Origin of the sequence: Halodurantibacterium daqingense, assembly GCF_042666235.1 — a bacterium.
Classification (GTDB): domain Bacteria; phylum Pseudomonadota; class Alphaproteobacteria; order Rhodobacterales; family Rhodobacteraceae; genus Halodurantibacterium; species Halodurantibacterium daqingensis.
In genome coordinates this window covers 184,595-199,939 of sequence record NZ_JBHTFQ010000007.1, presented here as the reverse complement: position 1 = coordinate 199,939, position 15,345 = coordinate 184,595, and the positions used below count along the sequence as shown (strand labels likewise).

Below are 15,345 nucleotides of genomic sequence, written 5' to 3'. Positions count from 1 at the left end.
GCCCGCACCGCGGGCTTCCTTTTCTCGGGGTGCCGGCACAGCCTTTTCGCTTGCACCCCGTCCGATCCTGGCCAAGCTTGCAGGACAGCATGAGCAGCGAAGATCGGTTTCCGAATGACAGGCGATTTCATCATCATCGGCGGCGGCATCGCCGGGCTTTCCGCAGCGGCACGATTGTCCGAACTGGGGTCCGTCACCCTGCTTGAGGCGGAAGAGGCGCTTGGATATCACGCTTCGGGACGATCGGCCGCGCTCTATGAGGCCGCCTATGGGCTGCCCCCCACCGTGGCCCTGAACGTTGCAAGCTATGACCACCATCGTGCCGCAGGTGTGCTCTCGCCGCGCGGACTGATGGTGCTGGCCCGCGCCGATCAGCGCGATGCCTATCGGCAGGACGTTGCGGCCATGTCCCTGAACGAGATGACGTTCGAGGAAGCCCACGCCCTTGTCCCGGTACTGAACCCCGAAACCGTGGCCTTTGCCGCGCATCATGACGCGGCCTGGGACATCGACACCGACCTTCTTCTGCAGGGTTTCGCGCGTGAGGCGCGGGCCCGGGGCGCCCGGATCCTGACCCGAGCACCTGCGATCGGGATCACGCGCACCAGAAACGGCTGGGAGGTTGAAACCCCCGAAGGCATGCACGAAGGCCGCGTTCTGATCAATGCGGCAGGCGCCTGGGTGGACCGGATCGCCACGATGGCCGGCGTGGCTCCCCTGGGCTTCACCCCGTTGCGTCGCTCCATGGCCCGGATCCCCGCCCCGGGAGGGCATGACCTGCGGCATTGGCCGATGATCTTCGGCGCCGGCGAAGGCTGGTACGCCAAACCCGATGCGGGCAAGCTTCTTGTCTCTCCGGCCGAGGAAGACCCTGCAGAACCGCATGACGCCTGGCCCGACGACATGGTGCTTGCCGAGGGCCTTGCCCGTTACGAGGAAATGGTGACCGAGCCGGTAACCCGCCTTGACAGCAGTTGGGCCGGACTGCGCACCTTTGCACCCGACCGGACGCTGGTCATCGGCTTTGATGCCGCCCAGCCCGCCTTCTTCTGGTTGGCCGGTCAGGGCGGCTACGGGATGCAGACGTCACCTGCAGCAAGCCGGCTTGCCGCGGATCTGATCGCGGGGCGGACGAGCGAGCTTGGCGCGGACATGGTCGCGGCATTGTCCCCCGCCCGCTTCCGCTAGGGCCGGAACCTGCTGAACCTGCAACACTGCATCAACCTGGGCCGGGCAGCCGGCAACATGCCGTAACCGGGCGTGCGCCGGCAGTCCCCGAACAGGATCTCGAGAGACCCGGGCCCGTCGTGACGCCGGTATCCGGCTTGACCCGGAACGACGGGCGCAATCACCCGCCGCGCTCGGAGCGTGGATGTGGATCATGTGACGATGCCGGTCCGGCTCTGGCCGATGAACCTGACGGCAGGGCGACCTGATCCCCCGGGGCCTCTGGCCGCCCGGGCGCGCGGTCAGCGACGCCGTTTGTTGCCACCGCGCTGGCCGGCGCGTCCCGCTGTCGAACGTCCCGTGCCTGCCAGCGCCGTTTCGACTGCCTCATCCACTGCCGATTGCCGGCCAAGGGGATCATCGGCAACCGCAAGCTCGACCGCTTCCAGTCGCTTGACCTCATCGCGCAGGCGCGCGGCTTCCTCGAACTCCAGATTCTCGGCCGCCTTGCGCATCTGAAGCCGCAGGGCGTCAAGATGCGCGGCAAGGTTCGATCCGACGAGCGGCTTGTCCACCTTTGCGGTGACGCGGGCCTGATCGGTGTCGCCCTGCCACAGGCCCGCCAGCACATCCTCGACGTTCTTGCGGACGGTCTGCGGCGTGATGCCATGTTCAACGTTGTAGGCAATCTGCTTTTCGCGGCGCCGGTTCGTTTCGGCGATGGCACGTTCCATGCTGCCGGTCATGCGGTCGGCATACATGATCACCTTGCCCTCGGCGTTCCGGGCGGCGCGGCCGATCGTCTGGATCAGCGAGGTCTCGGAGCGCAGGAAGCCCTCCTTGTCGGCGTCAAGAATGGCCACCAGACCGCATTCGGGAATATCCAGCCCCTCGCGCAGCAGGTTGATGCCCACCAATACATCGAAGGCCCCAAGCCGCAGATCGCGCAGGATCTCGATCCGCTCGATCGTGTCGATGTCGCTGTGCATGTAGCGGACGCGGATGCCCTGTTCGTGCAGGTATTCCGTCAGATCCTCGGCCATACGCTTGGTCAGAACGGTGGCCAGCGTGCGCATGCCACGGGCCGCGACCCTGCGAATTTCGTCAAGAAGATCATCGACCTGCATGTGGACGGGGCGAATCTCCACCTCGGGGTCGATCAGGCCGGTGGGACGGATCACCTGTTCGGTGAACACGCCGCCCGCCTGCTCCAGCTCCCATGCCGCGGGGGTGGCCGAAACAAATACCGACTGCGGGCGCATCGCGTCCCATTCCTCGAACTTGAGCGGGCGGTTGTCCATGCAGCTTGGCAGGCGGAACCCGTGTTCGGCGAGGGTGAACTTGCGCCGGTAGTCGCCGCGATACATGCCGCCGATCTGGGGCACGCTGACATGGGATTCGTCGGCAAAGACAATGGCGTTGTCGGGAATGAACTCGAACAGCGTCGGTGGCGGTTCGCCAGGCGCCCGGCCGGTCAGGTAGCGGGAATAGTTCTCGATCCCGTTGCAGACACCCGTGGCCTCCAGCATCTCGAGATCGAAATTCGTGCGCTGCTCCAGCCGCTGCGCCTCCAAGAGCTTGCCCTCGGCAACAAGCTGGTCAAGCCGCTGGCGTAGCTCGCGCTTGATGCCCTGGATCGCCTGCTGCATCGTCGGGCGCGGCGTGACATAGTGGCTGTTGGCATAAACCCGGATCTTGTCGAACGTGTCGGTTTTCTGCCCTGTCAACGGGTCGAATTCGGTGATCGACTCCAGTTCCTCACCGAAGAACGACAGCCGCCAGGCACGATCATCAAGGTGCGCTGGCCAAAGCTCGACCACATCGCCCCGCACCCGGAACGAACCGCGCGCAAAACCCACGTCGTTGCGGCGATACTGCTGTGCCACGAGCTCCGCGATCACCTGACGCTGGTCATAGGTGCCGCCGGTGACCAGATCCTGCGTCATGGCCGAATAGGTCTCGACCGAACCGATACCATAGATACACGACACCGAAGCCACGATGATCACATCATCCCGCTCCAGCAGGGCCCGGGTGGCCGAGTGGCGCATCCGGTCGATCTGCTCGTTGATCTGCGATTCCTTCTCGATATAGGTGTCCGAGCGCGGCACATAGGCCTCGGGCTGGTAGTAGTCATAGTAGCTGACGAAATACTCGACCGCATTGTCGGGAAAGAACCCCTTGAACTCGCCGTAAAGCTGGGCCGCCAGGGTCTTGTTCGGCGCAAGGATGATGGCGGGGCGCTGGGTTTCCTCGATCACCTTTGCCATGGTGAAGGTCTTGCCGGTGCCGGTTGCCCCCAGCAGAACCTGATTCTGCTCGCCAGCAAGAATCCCGGCCGAAAGTTCGGCAATCGCCGTGGGCTGGTCCCCCGCGGCCTGGAAGTCGGATTTCATAACGAAGCGGCGGCCGCCTTCCAGCTTTGTGCGGGGCGGCGCCACCCGGGCAGGTGCGGTCAGGACGGGCATGGGCGATTCCTCTGGCATGCGACAAAGATGATCATACTTTGTTCCAGATCAAGCCGACAGGCGTCATTCTTTGTCTTCGCCGCACCCGCAGCGGCGCCTGTCGCGCGATCTTGCTTGATCCCGAACGCCCCTTACCTGATAAAGGCAAAGTTCGACACTGAGGTGGGCCATGCGTGCACGTATCTACAAACCCGCAAAGACCGCGATGCAATCCGGCACTGCAAAGAACAAGGCCTGGGTTCTGGCATTTTCGCCGGCCAAGCCGCGGGGCGTGGATCCGCTCATGGGCTGGACCAGCTCAACCGATACGCAGTCGCAGGTGACACTGCGTTTCGCCACCCAGGAGGCCGCCGAGGCCTATGCGCGGGAACACGGGATCGAATACACCGTGCTTCAGCCCAAACCGCGCCGCCCGAATATCCGCCCCAATGGCTATGGCGAGAACTTCGCCACCTCGCGGCGGATGGTCTGGACACACTGAACCCGACAGCGAGGGCCCCTATCCCCGCCGCGCCGGCCCGAGGCGATGAAACCCGAGAACGTCCGTTCTGTCCGCCTGCCACGCCGATGATGGCGCCAGGGAACGTGTGCGCTCGGCACGATGTCTGTCTTCAAGTTTGTCCGATCCGGCGGCAAGGAAGCGATCCGAAAACCCGGGCGCAGCTACGGCTTCGATCCGAGTTGCGAGGCGAGCCTGCCGGTCGTGGCGGGATGAGGATCGCCGCCGCCTGTCGCAGGGATGCAGGTCAGCTGGCCCACGCACCGGTTCCCGCCCTTGTGCCGCGCCCGCCCCGGCGCGGGGCCGTTCCGGCTCGGCACAGCGCCTCGATCAGGACGGCGGTCGGCACGGCCACGGGGCAAAGAATGCGGCTGGGCAAGTGGCGAGCGACACCATTGACATCACGATCAATCCCGGGCACGGGCGCACCATGAAACTGATTGATCCGCGCCATCCGTTCTTCCGCCCCCGCTGGCGTCGCTGGGCAACCGTTGTGGTGCCGGCGGCCTGGGCACTGGTCGAAGTCAGTTCTGGTCAGCTGCTTTGGGCCGGCCTGTTCGGGGCGGCCGCCGCCTATGCGGGTTACGTCCTGATCCTGACCTATCCCTCGGAATAACCCAGCAGATCCAGAACTTCGTCGGTCAGGGCGTTGACCTCGTCGCGCGCAGGTCCGGGGCGCGCGCCTTCAAGCGCGCCAAGGCCCATGCCCAACGTCTCGGCATAGACGATGCGATTGCCAAGCCGCGCCGCCAGAAGTTCGGCATCCATCGCCGCAGCTGCCGTGGCCACCTCTTCGCCCAGACGTGTGCCGGCCTTGGCCCGGTTCAGGATCACGCTGGCCCGCCGCCTTTCGCGCTGTGCAAGATCAAGCACCCCCTCGGTCGCCCAAAGATCGACATGGCTCGATGCAACGGGCACGAGGATCAGATCCGCCTCGCGCAGGGCGGGGCGCAGATCCGCATCCACCTTGGGTGGCGTGTCAACGATGACGAAATCCGCGTCGCGCCGCAACTTGTCGCATTCATAGGAAACGCCCCAGGCCGAAGCCGTGGAAAACGCAAGGCCCGCGTCGCCCAGCCGTTCACGCCGCGTCATGAACCAGCGACCAAGACTGCCCTGCGGATCGGTGTCCAGAACCGCCACGCGGAAGCCACGCGCCGAAAGCACAACCGCGAGATTTACGGCGAGCGTCGTCTTGCCCGATCCGCCCTTCTGTTGCGCTACCGTGATAACTCGTCCCGTCACCGTCACCTCCCGCGCAGTTTCTGCGCTGCAGCATCGCACGGAAGGGCAGGATTTGCACCTTCTTTCTGCGCAACGCACCAGCGGGATGCCGGAGCAGGAGCGCGTTTCTGCGCTGGCTTCACGGGCCATCCAAACCGAAAAGAGCCCGCCAGGGGCGGGCTCTTCCAGATGGGCTGAAGCCAGATCAGTTCTGCTGGTATTCCGGCATCGCCTCAAGCTCTTCCCGGGTCATCGGCACATAAACCCGCAGGTCGGTGCCCATGCCGCCTTCGTCGCGGTGAATCTCGACTTCGTTGAAGTCAAGGGCAACGGTGTGGGTGCCGATGCCAAGGAAACCGCCGACATCCGCCACAAGCGCCTGGATCTGACCGTCGGTGCCGACGACAACGTCGCTGACGTTGGCCACATTGTCGTTGTTGGCGTCATAAAGGTTGGCGTTGGTCAGCTCATCGACCGAGATCGCCGCGCGATCGACCATCCCGTAACCTTCATCGGGGGTCATCCAGCCCTGGCCCTGGCCCTGGGCCTGACCCTGGAGGGGCTGATCCTGACCCTGAACGCCACCAGCCGTTCCGGCCGCACCGGTTGCAGTGCCGTCCATCGCGCCTTGGTTCGCAGCGTCGCGGTCGTATTCCGGAGCGTTCTCCAGCTCTTCGCGGCTCGAGGTGAAGACGACATAGAAGTCATTGCCATCCGCATCATCGACGATGTTCAGCGAATCGATGTCAACGGCGACGGTGCGCGCACCCATGCCGAGGAAACCACCGACATCGACCAGAACGGCTTGAATCTCGCCTTCGCGGGTCATCACCACATCATCGATCGTTCCGATGTCTTCCCAGTCCTCCTGGACACCCTGCACGCCTGCGGCAGTGCCGGTCATGCCGCCGGTCGCCCCGGTATCGGCTGCGCCCGTGCCGGTCGCGCCCGTACCGACTGCGCCGGTATCACCCGTGCCGGCTGCACCCGTCCCGGCCGCGCCGGTCGTGTCGGTCGCCGCGCCCGGAGCGGCGGTGCCGGCCGCCGGATCGTTCGTCAGATCGGTGGTATCGGTTCCGAGGGCGGTCGTTCCATCAGTGGCCGTAGTGCCGGTGGCACCCATTCCGGTCCCGGCACCCGTGCCGGTGTCGGCAGCCATGCCCGTATCGGCGCCCATTCCGCCGGCGCCCGTTCCGGTGCCCATACCAGCGCCGGTGCGGCCCATGCGGGTGCCCTGCACTTCGGTCTGAGTCACATAAACCGACTTGCCGATGAAGTCCGACGCAAAGATGTCGTTCATCCCCGCGCCCTGATAGAAGGTCGAACCGGCAGCTCCGACACCGGCAGAGGTGCCCGTCATGGTACCGCCAGCAGTATCACCCGCGGTCTGAGCCAGCGCCGGAGTCATCGTCAAGGCCACGAGGGCCGTGCTGAGCATAAAGCGTTTCATGTCAGATCCTTTCATTGGTGCCCCAAGCGGGGGCTATGCCGGTAGAACCAAAAGGCACGGGCAACCGTTCCGCAAATCGAGGAAAATAAAGCTGCGCGAGCGACGGAACATTTGCGGGCACGGAAGGTTGACCGCTTCCGGCTGCTGTCGAGGGGCAGAACGACCGCTTCGACCAGAGTGATCGAAGGGCGGCGATCCGGTTCTTGCCCATGCTCGGGACCGAACCAATGACGCGCCGAGACTGCGTCAGTCGCAACGGCATCTGCCTTGCGGTCCGGCTGTGCGCGATCCTGAAGCCGGGACACGGCCGAAGCGCCTCCATGCAGCAGCCGCCCCGTCTCCTGCCGGTTCAATCACCCGACAAATGCGTCATGTTCAAGAGAGGGTCGGCGAAAGTCCGGCCAGGCAGTTTCAGACCCGCGGCGCAGTTCCTCCTTCGGCCAGGCATGGAAGAGCACTGCCTATTGCGCGAAGGTCATGTCCAGGACCTGCGCGAGGATATCGTCACGTTCCGGATCCTGGCTTCGGCCCGTTTCGTGAATGCGCGGCACGGCGCGGGCGAGACACTTGACGGCGACCGCCCGCGTGAAAGCGAAGGCCGATCGCGTCACAGCCCCGGATCTGGCGATGGCTCCTGCCTCGGGATCAGGCGGCATCGCCAGGCCCCGCCAGTTTGAGCGGCGCTCCGCACCAAGACCGCCACGCCAGCGCCTCTTCCGGCGCCGCCGCCGCGATCGGAAGCCTCTCCGGCATGGGCCAGTGGCAACGACGGCAGTCTGCGGCGCACGATTCTAGCGGCGTGATCCGAAAGGCCCGGATTGTCACGATCATCCCCCGTCGTCGGTCCAAGCGTCGCCAGTTCAGCCCTCAACTGCCATGACAGGCACCTGGCCCGGCCCCCTGCCCGAGCGACAGGCTGTTACAGGATCACGCGGCATCCTGCGCGAGCGGAACAGGATCACGAGACACCTGGTGAACCCTCCGCCCCTCTGCGGGCAGGCTTGCAGACCATCGCACCGCAAAAGAAAAACGGGGCCCGAAGGCCCCGTTTCCCGTTCCTGATGGGCAGGATTACATCATGCCGCCCATGCCGCCCATGTCGGGCATACCGCCGGCCGGAGCCTTGTCCTGCGGCTTTTCTGCGATCATCGCCTCGGTGGTGATGAGCAGCGACGCCACCGAAGCAGCATCCTCGAGCGCGGTGCGGACAACCTTGGCCGGGTCGATCACGCCGAACTTGAACATGTCGCCATATTCTTCGGTCTGCGCGTTGAAGCCGAAGGACTTGTCTTCGCTTTCGCGGATCTTGCCGGCAACAACCGAGCCGTCCACGCCCGCGTTCTGCGCGATCTGACGCAGCGGCGCTTCCAGCGCCTTGCGCACGATGGCGATCCCGGCGTTCTGGTCCGAGTTCGCGCCTTCCAGACCTTCCAGCGTCTTGCCAGCCTGGATCAGGGCAACACCGCCGCCAACGACGATACCTTCCTGCACAGCTGCGCGAGTCGCGTTCAGGGCGTCATCGACGCGGTCCTTGCGCTCTTTCACTTCGACTTCGGTCATGCCGCCCACGCGGATGACAGCAACGCCACCGGCGAGCTTCGCGACGCGCTCTTGCAGCTTTTCGCGGTCGTAGTCCGAGGTGGTTTCCTCGATCTGCGTGCGGATCTGGGCCACACGGGCTGCGATTTCCGCCTTGTCGCCGGCACCGTCAACAACGGTGGTCGCGTCCTTGGTGATCGACACTTTCTTGGCGCGACCCAGCATGTCGATGGTAACGTTTTCCAGCTTCATGCCGAGATCGTCCGAAATCACCTGGCCGCCGGTCAGGATCGCGATGTCCTGCAGCATGGCCTTGCGGCGATCGCCGAAGCCCGGAGCCTTCACGGCAGCGATCTTCAGGCCGCCACGCAGCTTGTTGACCACGAGGGTCGCCAGCGCTTCGCCTTCGACGTCTTCAGCGATGATCAGCAGCGGCTTCTGCGACTGGATAACGGCTTCGAGCAGCGGAACCATCGGCTGCAGCGACGAGAGTTTCTTCTCGTGCAGCAGGATCAGCGCGTCCTCAAGCTCGGCCACCATCTTGTCGGGGTTGGTGACGAAGTAGGGCGAGAGATAGCCGCGGTCGAACTGCATGCCTTCGACGACCTCGGTCTCGGTCTCCAGGCCCTTGTTCTCTTCGACGGTGATGACACCCTCGTTGCCGACCTTCTGCATCGCATCGGCGATCTGACGGCCGATTTCAGCTTCGCCGTTGGCCGAGATGGTGCCAACCTGCGCAACTTCGGCACTGTCGCTCACGGGGCGCGACGCAGCCTTGATCGCTTCGACGACCTTGGCGGTGGCCAGATCGATGCCGCGCTTCAGGTCCATCGGGTTCATGCCGGCGGCAACTGCCTTGAGACCGCCCTTGACAATCGCCTGCGCCAGAACGGTCGCGGTGGTGGTGCCGTCGCCGGCCTCGTCATTGGTGCGCGAGGCGACTTCTTTCACCATCTGCGCGCCCATGTTCTCGAACTTGTCGGAAAGCTCGATTTCCTTGGCAACCGACACACCGTCCTTGGTGATGCGCGGAGCGCCGAAGGATTTCTCGATCACGACGTTGCGGCCCTTGGGGCCCAGCGTCACTTTCACGGCATCGGCGAGGATGTTGACGCCGCGCAGCATGCGGTCGCGGGCATCGGTATCGAACTTGACGTCCTTAGCAGCCATTGTGCTTGCTCCTGGTTGTCTGAATTACGGATATGCGACGGCTCAGGCGATGATGCCGAGGATGTCGCTTTCTTTCATGATCAGCAGTTCCTGGCCATCGATCGTGACCTCGGTGCCCGACCACTTGCCGAACAGCACGCGATCGCCGGCCTTCACGGCCGGTGCGATCAGCTCGCCCGAATCCTTGCGCGCGCCTTCGCCAACCGCGACCACCTCGCCCTCGGCCGGCTTTTCCTTGGCGGTGTCGGGGATGATCAGACCGCCCTTGGTTTTTTCGTCGCCTTCAACGCGGCGAACCAGAACACGGTCGTGCAACGGTTTGAATGCCATCTGAGAACGCTCCCTAAAGGTTCCAGGTTATAATCCCGTTAGCACTCGTACATGGTGAGTGCTAACGACCCGTAGCTAGGCAATCGTCGCGGCCCTGTCAACGGGGAGGATGAAAATCCGTGGCATCTGCCCGAACGGTCGGGGGCTGGTGACAAGGCACTGGCACCGTCCTATAAGGCCCACGTGATGACCCTAACCGGATGAACCCTTCCATGATCAAAGTTTTCGGCCACAAGGCCCCCGATACCGATTCGACCGGATCGCCCATCATCTGGGCGTGGTACCTGTCCGAAGTGAAGGGCACCCCTGCCAAGGCGGTGCTTCTGGGTGAGCCGAACACCGAGGCAGCCTTTGTCCTGAAGCGCTGGGGCCTCGAGAAACCCGAGATCATCGCCGATGTCACCGCCGAGGACAGCTGCGTCATCGTTGACACCAACAACCTCGCCGAACTTCCCCCTTCGATCAACGAGGCGAAGGTGCTCGAGATCATCGATCACCACCTCCTTCAGGGCGGGCTGAAGACCCGGACGCCGATCAACATCACCGTCCGGCCGCTCGCCTGCACCGCAACCATCATGCATGACCTGATGGGCGACGACACCGACAAGATGCCGCCGGCGATCCGGGGTGCCATGCTGTCCTGCATCCTGTCCGATACGCTCGAATTCCGCAGCCCGACCACGACCGACCACGACCGTGACGTGGCACTTCAGCTCGCCGCACAGCTGGGCATCGACATCCCGTCCTATGCTGCAGAGCTGTTCGAGGCGAAATCCGACGTGTCCGCCTTTTCCGATGCGGAGCTTCTGCGGATGGATTCCAAGGAATATGAAGTTGCGGGCAAGCAGTTCCGGGTTTCGGTTCTGGAAACCACAGCACCGAAACTCATTCTGGACCGCAAGGACAGCCTGATGGCCACAATGCCCCTGGTCGCGGCCGAGGACGGCGCCGATCAGGTTCTGCTGTTCGTCGTCGATATCCTGCGCGAGGAGGCAACGCTGCTGGTGCCGAATGACCTGGTGAAAAGCGTTGCCGAAAAGAGCTTCGGCGCCACGGTCGTCAGCGATACGGTCGTCCTGCCGGGCATCATGAGCCGGAAGAAGCAGATCATCCCGGCCCTGGCGCTGTAAGGCATCCGTCGCCACATGAAAGGGGCGCCGGCGCCCCTTTTCTTTTCCACGGGGATCAGGTCTACATCCCCGGCAAGCCAATCCAGGGGCAGATCATGACGCGGATCATCCAGTCGCTGAGCGACATTTCGGAACAGTATGACGCGCTTTTTTGCGACCTCTGGGGCTGCGTGCATAATGGCCAGCAGGCCTATCCGGCTGCAATCGCCGCATTGCAGGCCTTTCGCAGCAAGGGTGGCAGCGTGATCCTGATGACCAACGCACCGCGCCCGGGGCCTGCAGTTTCCGCCACCTTCGACAGGCTGGGCATCCCCCGCGACGCCTGGGACGCGATCGTCACCTCGGGCGATGCCGCGCAAGCGGGCATGATCATGGGTGCAGTCGGTCGCAAGGTCTGGCACCTTGGCCCCCCCAAGGACGAGCCGTTCTTCACCGAGATTCCGGACGATCTGCGCGCCCTCGGCAGTGTCGAACGTGTGCCGCTGGAGGAAGCCGAAGGCATCGTCTGCACCGGCCTCTTTGACGAGATGTCGGAAACACCGGAAGAATACCGCGGGACGCTTCTGCGCGCAAAATATGCCGGCATGAAGCTTCTGTGCGCCAACCCCGATATCGTCGTCGATCTGGGCGAGGACCGGATCTTCTGCGCCGGCGCGCTGGCCGAGCTTTACACCGAGATGGGCGGGCAGAGCCTCTATTTCGGCAAACCCCATCCGCCGATCTATGATCTGGCGCGGCGACGCCTGACGGCGATGGACAAGGTCATCGACGACCGCCGCATCCTTGCCGTCGGAGACGGAATCTTCACCGATGTGCAGGGCGGCGTCAGCGAAGGGATCGACACCCTTTTCATCACCGGCGGTCTGGCTGCGAACGAACTGGGCGAGGACCCCGAACATCCGCAAGAAGCCTTGCTGCTACCCTGGCTGCAGGAACGGCAGCTTTCGCCCTCGGCTGTAATCGGCCGTCTGCGCTAGCCCTTTTCGGCAGAGCCGGACGGATTAGCGCAGACGCGGACCGGGCCCCTGCGGTCACGGCGCCGCGGATGCTGCGGGCATTCAGCGCGAGACCCTCTGGCTGGCTGACGCATCGCCTCGCGGCAGGATGCTTACGCAGCGGCCTTGCCCTTGAAACCCGCCCGGCCGTAGGCGATACCAGCGTTCAGAGGGATGCGGCAGCTCTGCCCGTATCCGGATCACGAGTGACACGGACTGCAAAGCGGCGGGTTCCCCGCCCAGGGGGACGATGCGGATCATCAGGCACTGGGCCGGTCTTGGACCGCAGGATCGCGGCGCGAGCATTGCCATCGGCAATTTCGACGGGGTGCACCGGGGGCATCAGTCGGTTCTGAATCTTGCACGCCGGGGTGCCGATGCTCCGCTGGGCGTTCTGACCTTCGAGCCCCACCCGCGTGAGTTCTTTGCCCCCGACGCGCCTCCGTTCCGCCTGATGAACGCCGAGGCACGCGCCAACCGCCTGGCGAAGCTGGGGGTCAGCGTCCTCTACGAACTCCCTTTCAACGCGGCGCTGGCTGCGCTCTCGGCGCGGGAATTCGCACAGCAGGTGCTGGCCGAGGGGATCGGCGCCGCGCATGTGACAGTGGGGGCGGATTTCTGCTTCGGCAAGGGCCGTCGGGGCACGACCGAGGATCTGCGCACTTTCGGCGCCGCCTTCGGCTTTGGACTGACCATTGCCGAGCTTCTGGAGACCGAAGGCAGGTCGATCTCGTCGACCGCGATCCGTGACGCGCTGAGCCTGGGCCATACCCGCGAGGCCCGCGCGATGCTGGGCCACTGGCACCGGATCGAAGGCGAGGTGGTGCATGGCCACAAGCGCGGCCGCGAACTGGGCTATCCCACGGCGAACATGTCGATCGCGGGGCTGCACCCGCCCCGTTTCGGCGTCTATGCCGTCCATGTCGATGTGCTGACCGGGCCGCACCGGGGTAGCTATGGCGGCGCGGCGTCGATGGGGGTCCGACCGATGTTCGGCCAGAACCTTCCCAACCTCGAAACCTTCCTGTTCGACTTTGATGGTGATCTTTATGGAGAACACCTTTCGGTCGCGCTGGTGGAGTTCCTGCGCCCGGAAATGACCTTTGACGGGCTGCCGGCGCTGATCGCGCAGATGGATGCCGATTGCGTGCGCGCGCGCGACATCCTCGCGCGGGCGTGACGCCGCGGGACCTTTCCTTTGCCAAGAAACCCAGCCACTGTCGCGCGCATGAGCCAGAGCCGCCTCCGCCCCCGTTTCTGGGAACGCCATGCGCTGAACAAGCTGACGCCGCCCGAATGGGAGGCGCTCTGTGACGGCTGCGGCAAATGCTGTCTGAACAAGCTGGAAGATCCCGATACCGGAGAGGTCGCCTTTACTCGCATCGGCTGCCGACTTCTGGATGACGCCACCTGCCGCTGCGCCCAATACGAAAACCGCAAGCAGTTCGTTCCCGAATGCGTGGTGCTCAGCCCGAAGAACATTGCCGATATCGCCTACTGGATGCCCCGCACCTGCGCCTATCGGCTTCTTCACGAAGGCCGCCCCCTGCCCGACTGGCATCCCCTTCTGACCGGCGATCCGGACTCGGTCCACGACGCCGGCGCTTCCGTGCGCGGCATGACCGTGCCCGAGTTCGAAATCTCGGAGGACGAATGGGAAGATTATATCATCGATGAGGAGCCCTGATGTTCTTTGCCTCTGACAACAGCTCGCCCGTGGCACCGGAGGTGCTTGCCGCCCTCGGCCATGCGAACGAGGGCTATGCGATGCCCTACGGAAACGATGCGATCATGGAGCGGGTCCGCGCCCGGATCCGCGATCTGTTCGAGGCGCCCGAAGCCGCGGTTTATCTGGTCGCCACCGGCACAGCGGCAAATTCGCTGTCGCTTGCCATCTTCACCCCGCCCTGGGGCAGCGTCTACTGCCATCGGAACGCACATATCGAGGAAGACGAATGCGGTGCGCCCGAGTTCTTCATCGGTGGTGGCAAGCTGGTGCTGATTGATGGCGAACACGCTCGCATGACGCCCGAGGGGCTTGAAACCGCGATCGACTTCACCGCCCGCGCCGGCGTGCACAACATGCAGAAGGGCATGCTGAGCCTGACCAACGCCACCGAAAACGGCACCATCTATCGTCCGGCCGACGTCGCGCGCCTGACCACAATCGCCAAGGCCCATGGCCTGCCCAGCCACATGGATGGCGCGCGCTTTGCCAATGCCATCGCCAGCGCCGGCTGCACCCCGGCCGAAATGACCTGGAAGGCAGGAATCGACGTCCTGTCCTTCGGCGGGACGAAGAACGGCCTGATGGGTGTCGAAGCGGTTGTGATATTCGACCCTGCAAAAGCCTGGGAGTTTGAGCTGCGCCGCAAGCGAGGCGGACACCTGTTTTCCAAGCACCGCTACCTGTCGGCCCAGATGGACGCCTATCTGACCGACGATCTGTGGCTGCGCCTTGCCCGTCAGGCCAACGCGGCCGCGCAACGGTTGTCTGAGGGCATTCTCCGGGTGCCAGGGGCGCGGCTTGTCCATCCGACCGAGGCCAATGCGGTCTTTGCCGCCTGGCCACGGGAAGGGCACCGCCGCGCCGAAGCGGCGGGGGCCGCCTATTACCTCTGGCCCGGCAACCAGTCGCTTGAAGGCGACGCAACAACGCCAATCGCCGCGCGGCTGGTCTGCAGCTGGTCCACGACAGATGCGGATGTCGACCACTTTCTCGATCTGATCGCGGGCTAAAGCTGCTCCGACAGGTGGGCGTCAAGATCGTCCAGGCGATCTTGACCCCAGAAACGTTCCTCGCCTACCACGTAGAACGGCACACCGAACACACCTGCGGTCACCGCAGCCTCAAGATTCGACGCGTAGGTGTCGGCCGCCATCAGCAGGCCGCGATCGGCCACACCCGGATCAAAGCCTGCCTGAACCAGCACATCGCGGATCACGCCGTCCTCGGCAATATCGCGGCCCTCGGCCCAGCAGGCACGCCCGAAACCATGCACCAGCGCGCCCACGTCGCCCTCGCCCGCGGCCTGCGCCGCAATGACAGCATAGTTCGAGGGTGCGCCATTGGTGGGCCAGAAGGGTGGCCGCAGCTCAAGCGGCAGCCCCGCCTTGCGCGACTGACGACGCAGCTCTTGCAGGCGGTATTCCTTCCGGCTTTCGTGGCGGTCAGCGAGGGCCGTGCCGCCCGTTCGCGCGAAAAGCGCGCCGGCATCCAGCGGAATGAAACGGATCGTCGCCCCATGCCTGGCCGCAATCTCCTCCAGCCGGGTTCCGGCCAGATAGACGTAGGGAGAGAGGGTGGTGAGATAGTAGTCGATATGCGCCATGAAGGCCGCTCCTTGCCCGCCGAGGTTTGCAAGAGCGTAGT

The 15,345-nt window shown here is 64.4% G+C and carries 14 protein-coding genes; 8 read left to right on the top strand and 6 right to left on the bottom strand.

Going from position 1 to position 15,345, the window contains the following annotated elements; genetic code table 11:
• Positions 1–114 precede the first annotated feature (114 nt).
• Complete coding sequence (locus tag ACFQXB_RS14250; RefSeq protein ID WP_377405132.1) at positions 115–1,188, top strand: NAD(P)/FAD-dependent oxidoreductase; 1,074 nt, start codon at positions 115–117, stop codon at positions 1,186–1,188.
• 281 nt (positions 1,189–1,469) lie between these two features.
• On the opposite strand, the gene uvrB is transcribed toward ACFQXB_RS14250, so the two are convergent.
• Positions 1,470–3,635: an excinuclease ABC subunit UvrB gene (gene uvrB, locus ACFQXB_RS14245; protein ID WP_377405130.1), complete on the bottom strand. Its 2,166-nt coding sequence runs from the start codon at positions 3,633–3,635 to the stop codon at positions 1,470–1,472.
• A gap of 169 nt (positions 3,636–3,804) precedes the next feature.
• On the opposite strand from uvrB, the gene ACFQXB_RS14240 reads away from it, so the two are divergent.
• Together ACFQXB_RS14240 and ACFQXB_RS14235 are read left to right on the top strand one after the other, a co-directional pair.
• Positions 3,805–4,116, top strand: coding sequence for an ETC complex I subunit (locus ACFQXB_RS14240; protein WP_377405127.1), 312 nt, complete (start codon positions 3,805–3,807; stop codon positions 4,114–4,116).
• Positions 4,117–4,564: 448 nt separating this feature from the next.
• Entirely contained in the window at positions 4,565–4,750 is a 186-nt protein-coding gene (locus tag ACFQXB_RS14235) for a hypothetical protein (RefSeq protein ID WP_377405124.1), read from the top strand.
• On the opposite strand, the gene parA is transcribed toward ACFQXB_RS14235, so the two are convergent.
• The 4 genes from parA to groES form a co-directional block, all read right to left on the bottom strand.
• Positions 4,735–5,379: a ParA family partition ATPase gene (parA, locus tag ACFQXB_RS14230; RefSeq protein ID WP_377405121.1), complete on the bottom strand. Its 645-nt coding sequence runs from the start codon at positions 5,377–5,379 to the stop codon at positions 4,735–4,737. The genes ACFQXB_RS14235 and parA overlap by 16 nt on opposite strands.
• 184 nt (positions 5,380–5,563) lie before the next feature.
• Positions 5,564–6,808: a PRC-barrel domain-containing protein gene (locus tag ACFQXB_RS14225; RefSeq protein WP_377405117.1), complete on the bottom strand. Its 1,245-nt coding sequence runs from the start codon at positions 6,806–6,808 to the stop codon at positions 5,564–5,566.
• Between the two features lie 1,071 nt (positions 6,809–7,879).
• Positions 7,880–9,517, bottom strand: a complete 1,638-nt coding sequence (gene groL, locus ACFQXB_RS14220) for a chaperonin GroEL (RefSeq protein ID WP_377405114.1) — start codon at positions 9,515–9,517, stop codon at positions 7,880–7,882.
• Between the two features lie 42 nt (positions 9,518–9,559).
• Complete coding sequence (groES, locus tag ACFQXB_RS14215; RefSeq protein WP_377405111.1) at positions 9,560–9,847, bottom strand: co-chaperone GroES; 288 nt, start codon at positions 9,845–9,847, stop codon at positions 9,560–9,562.
• Positions 9,848–10,059: 212 nt separating this feature from the next.
• Between groES and ACFQXB_RS14210 the strand changes: the two genes are divergently transcribed.
• The 5 genes from ACFQXB_RS14210 (at position 10,060) to ACFQXB_RS14190 (ending at position 14,711) form a co-directional block, all read left to right on the top strand.
• A complete protein-coding gene (locus ACFQXB_RS14210; RefSeq protein WP_377405108.1) occupies positions 10,060–10,977 on the top strand; it encodes a manganese-dependent inorganic pyrophosphatase in 918 nt (305 codons plus the stop codon).
• A gap of 95 nt (positions 10,978–11,072) precedes the next feature.
• The gene (locus ACFQXB_RS14205; RefSeq protein ID WP_377405105.1) at positions 11,073–11,954 is read left to right on the top strand and encodes a TIGR01459 family HAD-type hydrolase; all 882 of its coding nucleotides are present in this window, start codon (positions 11,073–11,075) and stop codon (positions 11,952–11,954) included.
• Positions 11,955–12,222: 268 nt separating this feature from the next.
• A complete protein-coding gene (locus ACFQXB_RS14200) occupies positions 12,223–13,152 on the top strand; it encodes a bifunctional riboflavin kinase/FAD synthetase (RefSeq protein WP_377405101.1) in 930 nt (309 codons plus the stop codon).
• Between the two features lie 48 nt (positions 13,153–13,200).
• The gene (locus ACFQXB_RS14195; protein WP_377405098.1) at positions 13,201–13,659 is read left to right on the top strand and encodes a YcgN family cysteine cluster protein; all 459 of its coding nucleotides are present in this window, start codon (positions 13,201–13,203) and stop codon (positions 13,657–13,659) included.
• The gene (locus ACFQXB_RS14190) at positions 13,659–14,711 is read left to right on the top strand and encodes a threonine aldolase family protein (protein ID WP_377405095.1); all 1,053 of its coding nucleotides are present in this window, start codon (positions 13,659–13,661) and stop codon (positions 14,709–14,711) included. Before ACFQXB_RS14195 ends, ACFQXB_RS14190 begins: the two co-directional genes overlap by 1 nt.
• Here the strand turns inward: ACFQXB_RS14190 and ACFQXB_RS14185 are convergent.
• A complete protein-coding gene (locus ACFQXB_RS14185) occupies positions 14,708–15,304 on the bottom strand; it encodes a 2-hydroxychromene-2-carboxylate isomerase (RefSeq protein WP_377405093.1) in 597 nt (198 codons plus the stop codon). The two genes, ACFQXB_RS14190 and ACFQXB_RS14185, sit on opposite strands and share 4 nt — an antisense overlap.
• Positions 15,305–15,345: the final 41 nt, after the last annotated feature.

Bases quoted from the DNA above. Each gene is read 5' to 3' on its own strand.
- ACFQXB_RS14205 (WP_377405105.1), top strand. From the start codon at position 11,073: ATGACGCGGATCATCCAGTCGCTGAGCGACATTTCGGAACAGTATGAC.
- uvrB (WP_377405130.1), bottom strand. From the start codon at position 3,635: ATGCCCGTCCTGACCGCACCTGCCCGGGTGGCGCCGCCCCGCACAAAG.
- ACFQXB_RS14240 (WP_377405127.1), top strand. From the start codon at position 3,805: ATGCGTGCACGTATCTACAAACCCGCAAAGACCGCGATGCAATCCGGC.
- ACFQXB_RS14235 (WP_377405124.1), top strand. From the start codon at position 4,565: ATGAAACTGATTGATCCGCGCCATCCGTTCTTCCGCCCCCGCTGGCGT.
- ACFQXB_RS14225 (WP_377405117.1), bottom strand. From the start codon at position 6,808: ATGAAACGCTTTATGCTCAGCACGGCCCTCGTGGCCTTGACGATGACT.
- ACFQXB_RS14190 (WP_377405095.1), top strand. From the start codon at position 13,659: ATGTTCTTTGCCTCTGACAACAGCTCGCCCGTGGCACCGGAGGTGCTT.
- ACFQXB_RS14195 (WP_377405098.1), top strand. From the start codon at position 13,201: ATGAGCCAGAGCCGCCTCCGCCCCCGTTTCTGGGAACGCCATGCGCTG.
- groL (WP_377405114.1), bottom strand. From the start codon at position 9,517: ATGGCTGCTAAGGACGTCAAGTTCGATACCGATGCCCGCGACCGCATG.
- ACFQXB_RS14200 (WP_377405101.1), top strand. From the start codon at position 12,223: ATGCGGATCATCAGGCACTGGGCCGGTCTTGGACCGCAGGATCGCGGC.
- ACFQXB_RS14250 (WP_377405132.1), top strand. From the start codon at position 115: ATGACAGGCGATTTCATCATCATCGGCGGCGGCATCGCCGGGCTTTCC.
- ACFQXB_RS14210 (WP_377405108.1), top strand. From the start codon at position 10,060: ATGATCAAAGTTTTCGGCCACAAGGCCCCCGATACCGATTCGACCGGA.
- groES (WP_377405111.1), bottom strand. From the start codon at position 9,847: ATGGCATTCAAACCGTTGCACGACCGTGTTCTGGTTCGCCGCGTTGAA.
- ACFQXB_RS14185 (WP_377405093.1), bottom strand. From the start codon at position 15,304: ATGGCGCATATCGACTACTATCTCACCACCCTCTCTCCCTACGTCTAT.